We start from the raw sequence: 6,217 nt of genomic DNA, 5'->3' as shown, positions 1-6,217 counted from the left end.
AACCACAACCGCCTGGCGCTCGATGTGCCGGCCAGGGGGCGGAGTTCGACATCACGATCGAGACCCGCGACGCCCAGCACACCCAAGGAGATCATCGACGCCCTGCGGGAAAAAGGCTATCCGCCCCGCTCGGTCTAGACCCCCGACTCCGGAGCTCGCAAGCGCTTGCGGCAGGCTCCGGCGAACGTCTAATCCAGCACACACGCCGTCGGACGGCTGACAGACGGTCGCCGTCGCGACCCGTTGAAGATCGACGCAGGTAGAGGTCATGGCCCGAGGTAAATCGCTCGAACTACAGGGATTGGCCCAGCGCGCGGCGGCTCTTCACAAGGCGGGCAATCCGGCGGGCGCCAAGGCGACCCTGGCGGCCCTGCTTCGGCTCGCCCCGGGCCACTGGCAGGCGATCAACCTGCTGGGGGTGATCGCCCTGAGCGAAAGTCGGCGCGACCAGGCCGAGGCCTATTTCCTCAAGGCCATCGCGGCGGCCCCGCTCGAGATCGAGCCCCGTCTCAACCTGGCGAGCAGCCTGAACGGTCGCGGCCAGTTCACGGAAGCCTTGAAGCACCTGAAGGACGCCGAGCGGCTGCGCCCGGCCTCGGCCTTGGTGCAGCAGCGTCTGGGCGGTCTGTTCACCCGGGTTCGCGACAGCGAGCGGGCGATCTTTCATTTGGCTCGGGCCCGGGCGCTCAGTCCCGACTCGTCCCGGGCCATCCGGGCCCATATCGCCGCCAAGCGACTGGTCTGCGACTGGTCCGACTGGGGCGCCGACGACGCGCGTCTGCGGGCCCTGGCCCTGGCCGGTGAACGCGTGCCGCCGTTCATCATGCTGGCGCTCGACTCAACGGGTCAGGAGCAACTCGACTGCGCGATCCGCTGGGGCGCGCCCTATGTGCGGCCCTCGACCGCCCATGTGAGTCCAGCCGCCCCGCGCGACCGGTCCGACGGCCGCCTCAGGATCGGCTACATTTCCGCCGACTTTCACGCCCACGCCACCAGCTATCTGGTCGTCCAGATGATGGAGGCCCATGACCGGGCGCGGTTCGAGGTCATCGGTCTGTCCTACGGCCGCGACGACGACAGCCCGACCCGCCAGAGACTGGCCGCGGCCTTCGACCGCTTCATCGACATCAAGGCCCTGTCGGACCGGGACGCGGCCCAACTGATCGCCGATCTGGACCTCGACGTGCTGATCGATCTGAAGGGCTATACCGAGGGCGCCCGGCCCGAGATCCTCGGCTATCGGCCCGCCCCGGTGCAGGTGAACTATCTGGGCTTCCCGGGCACGATGGGCGTGCCGTTCATCGACTATGTGATCGCCGACGCCCTGGTCGCGCCGCTGGACTTCCAGCCCTACACCACCGAGAGGCTGGTGCATCTGCCGGACTGTTTCCAGCCCAATGACGCCAACCGGGTGATCGATCCGGCCCCGGTGACCCGCGCGGGGGCGGGACTGCCGCCGGACGCCTTCGTGTTCTGCTCGTTCAACAACGCCTACAAGTTCGGGCCCCGGATGTTCGACATCTGGGCGAACCTGCTCAACGCCGTTCCCGGCAGCGTACTCTGGCTTTTGGCCACCAACGACCTGGCCCGCGCCAATCTGATGCGCGAAGCCGTGGCGCGGGGCGTGGCGCCGGAGCGACTGATCTTCGCTCCCAAGCTGAGCCATTCGCTGCATCTTCGCCGGCTTCAGCTGGCGGACCTATGCCTCGACACCTTGCCGGTCGCCGCCTTCACCACGGCCAGCGACGCCCTGTGGGCGGGCGTGCCGCTGCTGACCTGCGCCGGACCCACCCCGGCCGGGCGCGGCGCGGTCAGCCTGCTGTACGCCATGGGCGTTCCCGAACTGGTCGCGCCCAGCCTGGAGGCCTACCAGGCGACGGCCATCCATCTGGCGACCGATCCGCGGGCGCTGCGGGGCCTACGCCAGAGGATCGTCGACAACCGCGCCACCTCGCCGCTGTTCGACGCCGTCCGGCACACGCGGGCCATTGAACGGGCCTATGTCGAAATGGTCCGCCGCTACGTGGCCGGCGAAGCCCCGACGCCCTACAGCGTCCCCGCCGAATCTCCCCAGGAGTCCTGACCCCTGGCCGGGGGTCAGGCGCGCGGTGGAGCGCTATAGCAGCGAAAGAATCGCCGCCCGGGCGGCGTCGGCCAGGTCCGGACGCTTCAGCGCCAGGCCGACATTGGCGCGCAGCAGCCCGATCTTGTCGCCGCAGTCATAGGTCTCGCCGTCATATTCCAGGGCATGGAAGTCCTGGCGGGTCAGCAGGGCCAGCATGGAGTCGGTCAGCTGGATCTCGCCCCCGGCCCCCTTGCCCTGGCGGGCCAGCAGATCGAAAATCTCCGGCTGCAGGATGTAGCGGCCTGAAATGAACAGGTTGGACGGCTCGGTCCCCTTGGCGGGCTTCTCCACCATGCCGGTCATCCGGTTGAGGCGGCCCTCGCGGCCGTCCAGGGCGACGATGCCGTACTGATGGGCCTGGCCCTCGGGCAGGGCTCGACGACGACAATATTGCCGCCCTTCTGGTCATAGGCCTCGATCGCCTGGGCCAGGGCCGGAACCTGGGCCGACATCACCATGTCGGGCAGCATCACCGCGAAGGGCTCGTCGCCGACGATGTCGCGGGCGCACCAGACAGCGTGGCCGAGGCCGAGCGGGGCCATCTGGCGCACGAAGCTCATCTCGCCCGGATTGGGCAGCTCGGCGCGCAGAGCCTCCAGCAGGTCGGTCTTGCCCTTGGCCTCGAGCGCGGCCTCCAGCTCCACATTATGGTCGAAATAGTCCTCGATCGCCCCCTTGCCGCGGCCGGTGACGAAGATGAAGTGCTCGATCCCCGCCGCGCGTCCTTCTTCGACGATGTAGGACAGGATCGGCCGGTCCACGACGTTGAGCAGCTCCTTGGGGGTGGTCTTGGTGCCGGGCAGCACGCGGGTGCCAAAGCCGGCGACGGGAAGAACAGCCTTGCGGACGGATTTCATGGACGCCTCTGATTGGACTCTCGCGGGCGATTTCTAAAGGGCGCGAACCTGTTTCGCCACCTCTGTTCGTCGGGGACGGCCTTATGGCGCCGACAAGGATTGATGTTCGCGGTGGTCCTGCTACGCCAAGCGGACTCTCGGCGCCGCCAGGAAAATCGACATGCGTGTTCCCGCCCTCATTCTCGCCTTCGCCGCCTGTCTCGGGATCTCCGCCTGCGGACCCAGCCAGGCCCAGAAGGAAAACCAGGCCGCCGCCGAGGCGTTCATGGCCAAGAACAGCAAGGCGCCTGGGGTGATCACCCTGCCCGACGGCCTGCAGTACAAGATCGTCAAGTCGGGCCCGCTGACCGGCCCCAAGCCGGCCGTCGTCGACGAGGTCAAGGTCCACTACGAGGGCAAGCTGCTGGACGGGTCGGTGTTCGACAGTTCCTACGAGCGCGGCGTCCCGGCCTCGTTCCCGCTCAACGGGCTGGTGCCCGCCTGGCAGACCGCTCTGGTCAAGATGCGTCCCGGCGACGAATGGATCCTCTATGTGCCGCCGGCGCTCGGCTACGGCGCCCAGGACAAGGGGCCCATTCCCGGCAACAGCGTGATGATTTTCCGCATCGAACTGATCGACGTGCTGCCGGCGGAAGGTCGCGTTCAGCAAGGCTAGCGTCGGCTCAAAGTCGGCTCAAAGTCTGTCCGCGTCCAGGCCGGGTCGCTGAAAGGTCTCGCAAAAGACCTTCGGGGCGAATCGCCCGCGAGCGGCCTCCTTCAGGTGGAGCGCGCCAGAATCCCACTAGGCTGCTCTGTTCAGCAAGCGAGCGCAGGCTTATGGCGGCAAAGATTATATCATGAGTGCTTCGATAGCGGCGCGGGTCGTCAAACGCGCGCGCCCCTTACGCGTGATAATATTAGCATATTTGCAATAATGCGGGACGAGACCTATTTCGGTCCGCATTTCTTCGAGCACTACCGCAATCTCGGCTTCGCGCACTTCGTCATCTATGATGACCGGTCGGACGAACCTTTCCGATCCTTTCTCGAGGGTCAGCCCGACTGCACCCTTCTTCGCTCTGACAGCCGGTTCGAGGATCAGTTCGGCCTCAAGCCGGACGGCACCCCGCGGCGGCTGGCGTCATTCCTGAAGGAAAACCTGCCCAAGCAGATCTTGAAGGACCGCTGGGTTCTTGTCGTGGACGCGGACGAGTTTCTCGTCCTGCCGCCCGGGGTCTCGACGATCCAGGCGTTCACCCAGATCCTGGACGCGGCCGGGCGGACCTATGCGACGGCGCCCATGGTGGACTGCTACGGCGAAACCCTCGGCCATCATGACTTTGATCCCGCCCTGAGCCCGTTCGCCGGCAATCCCTTTTTCGATGTCGGCCCCTATTTTCGCTGGGAGGGCAGGGGCACCCCCAAGGTGTTCCAGGCCGGTATCCGTCACCGTCTTCTCAGCATGCTCTATCGGGAACACCAGGCGCGGGTCCGCGAGATCTACAGCGACAAGCCCAAGATCGCGGCCCTTTGGAAAGTGCCCCTGATCAAGGAAGGCGCGGGTATCCTGCGCATGGGCGATCATGGCATCAACCAGGCGCCGGATGGAATTCTGGCCTGCGCCCTGGCCCACTTCAAATTCTATCCGGGCCTGGCCGCCAAGGTCGAGACCGCGGTCACCGAAGGCCAGTACTATAACGGCTCGGTGGAATATCGCTTCCTGCAGGAAGCCTTCAAGCAAATGGGCGATCGATCCCTGATCGGGCCGATGACCCGCCGGTTCACCGGTCCTGAATCCCTGGTCGAGGCCGGTCTGTTGCCGCTGGTGGGCGCGGACTGAATTCAGTCGGTGAACACGACGGTCTTGCGGCCGTTGAGCAGAACCCGGTCTTCCAGCCGCCAGCGCAGGGCGCGGGCCAGCACGCGACGCTCGATGTCACGGCCCTTGCGGACCAGGTCCTCGGGCGTGTCGCGATGGCTGATGCGCTCGACGTCCTGCTCGATGATCGGGCCCTCGTCGAGGTCGCCGGTCACATAGTGGGCGCTGGCCCCGATCACCTTGACGCCGCGCGCATGGGCCTGGTGATAGGGCTTGGCGCCCTTGAAGCCCGGCAGGAACGAGTGGTGGATATTGATGCACCGCCCTTCCAGCTTGGCCGCCAGCCCGTCGGACAGCACCTGCATGTAGCGGGCGAGGACGACGATGTCGGTCCGGGTGTCCTGGATCAGCTTCCAGAGCTCGGCTTCCTGCTCGAACTTGGTGGCCTTGGTCACCGGCAGGTGGTGGAACGGCAGGCCGCTCAGATCGATATGCTCATAGGTCTCGACCGAATGGTTGGAGACCACCGCCGTCAGGTCCATGGGCAGTTCGTCGATGCGCCAGCGATAGAGCAGGTCGGTCAGGCAATGGTCTGACTTGCTGGCCAGGATCATCACCCGGTAGCGCTCGCTGCGGTCGCGCATCGTCCAGCGCATGGCCAGGCCGGCGGCCAGGCCCGTGAAGGCCGCGCGTAGGCCCTCTCGATCGGCGCCGTCGGCGTCGAACACCACCCTCATGAAGAAGACCCCGGTCTCCTGGTCGTCGAATTGCTGGGCGTCGAGAATGTTGCAGGCGCGCTCGAACAGAAAGGTCGAGACCTTGGCGACGATGCCGCGCTGGTCGGGGCAGGAGAGGGTCAGGATCATGGTCCGTTCCGTCTAGTGGCAGGGCGGGGCCATGGGAAGAGGCCTCGGCTAGTCAAATCGTGCACAGGCCCGGCGCCAGGAGGCCGCCGAAAGGATAAACCTGCCTCGGCCGCACGATATCGCTGGACGAGCGGCCGCGAAATTTGCCGTCGCGGCAAAGGCCTTGCTAGGGTCGGGTCATGACCTCCTCCTCGGAAGACCTGTCGCGCCGCGCGATCGACCTGCTGTCCACCCTGGTGGGGTTCGACACCACCTCGCGCGGCTCCAACCTGGCCCTGATCGAATGGGTCGAGGCCTATCTGGCCGATCTGGGCGTCGCCAGCCGCCGGTGCCCAATCTGGACGGGACCAAGTCCAACCTTCTGGCCAGTATCGGACCGGCGGTCGAGGGCGGGGTGGTGCTGTCGGGCCATACCGACGTGGTGCCGGTGGACGGCCAGCCCTGGACCAGCGATCCCTTCGTGGTGACGGCGCGCGACGGCCGGCTCTATGGCCGGGGAACCTGCGACATGAAGGGCTTCCTGGCCCTGGCCCTGGCGGCGGCGCCCGACCTGGCCCGCGCCACCCTCAGC

4 protein-coding genes and 3 pseudogenes are annotated in these 6,217 nt (G+C 66.6%); 5 read left to right on the top strand and 2 right to left on the bottom strand.

Features of this window, described 5'->3' with window-relative positions:
* Positions 1-138: pseudogene (locus CSW58_RS04075) on the top strand (threonine ammonia-lyase); the annotation flags it as partial.
* A 130-nt stretch (positions 139-268) separates the two neighbouring features.
* Complete coding sequence (locus CSW58_RS04070) at positions 269-2,083, top strand: tetratricopeptide repeat protein (RefSeq protein ID WP_143755069.1); 1,815 nt, start codon at positions 269-271, stop codon at positions 2,081-2,083.
* 33 nt (positions 2,084-2,116) lie between these two features.
* On the opposite strand, the pseudogene CSW58_RS04065 reads toward CSW58_RS04070, so the two are convergent.
* Positions 2,117-2,982, bottom strand: a pseudogene (locus CSW58_RS04065) (UTP--glucose-1-phosphate uridylyltransferase).
* Between the two features lie 160 nt (positions 2,983-3,142).
* Here CSW58_RS04065 and CSW58_RS04060 point away from each other — a divergent pair.
* Positions 3,143-3,637 (top strand): FKBP-type peptidyl-prolyl cis-trans isomerase, encoded by a 495-nt coding sequence (locus tag CSW58_RS04060; RefSeq protein ID WP_099446411.1) that lies wholly within the window; start codon positions 3,143-3,145, stop codon positions 3,635-3,637.
* Positions 3,638-3,895: 258 nt separating this feature from the next.
* A complete protein-coding gene (locus CSW58_RS04055) occupies positions 3,896-4,801 on the top strand; it encodes a glycosyltransferase family 2 protein (RefSeq protein ID WP_099446410.1) in 906 nt (301 codons plus the stop codon).
* Between the two features lie 2 nt (positions 4,802-4,803).
* On the opposite strand, the gene purU is transcribed toward CSW58_RS04055, so the two are convergent.
* Positions 4,804-5,646 carry a formyltetrahydrofolate deformylase gene (gene purU / locus CSW58_RS04050; RefSeq protein WP_099446409.1) on the bottom strand — a complete coding sequence of 281 codons (843 nt, stop codon included), beginning with the start codon at positions 5,644-5,646 and terminating at the stop codon, positions 4,804-4,806.
* A 179-nt stretch (positions 5,647-5,825) separates the two neighbouring features.
* Between purU and CSW58_RS04045 the strand changes: the two are divergent.
* Positions 5,826-6,217, top strand: a pseudogene (locus tag CSW58_RS04045) (M20/M25/M40 family metallo-hydrolase); the annotation flags it as partial.

Source organism: Caulobacter sp. B11, assembly GCF_002737765.1.
In the GTDB taxonomy this organism is placed as follows: domain Bacteria; phylum Pseudomonadota; class Alphaproteobacteria; order Caulobacterales; family Caulobacteraceae; genus Caulobacter.
This window is presented reverse-complemented; position numbering and strand designations above follow the sequence as displayed.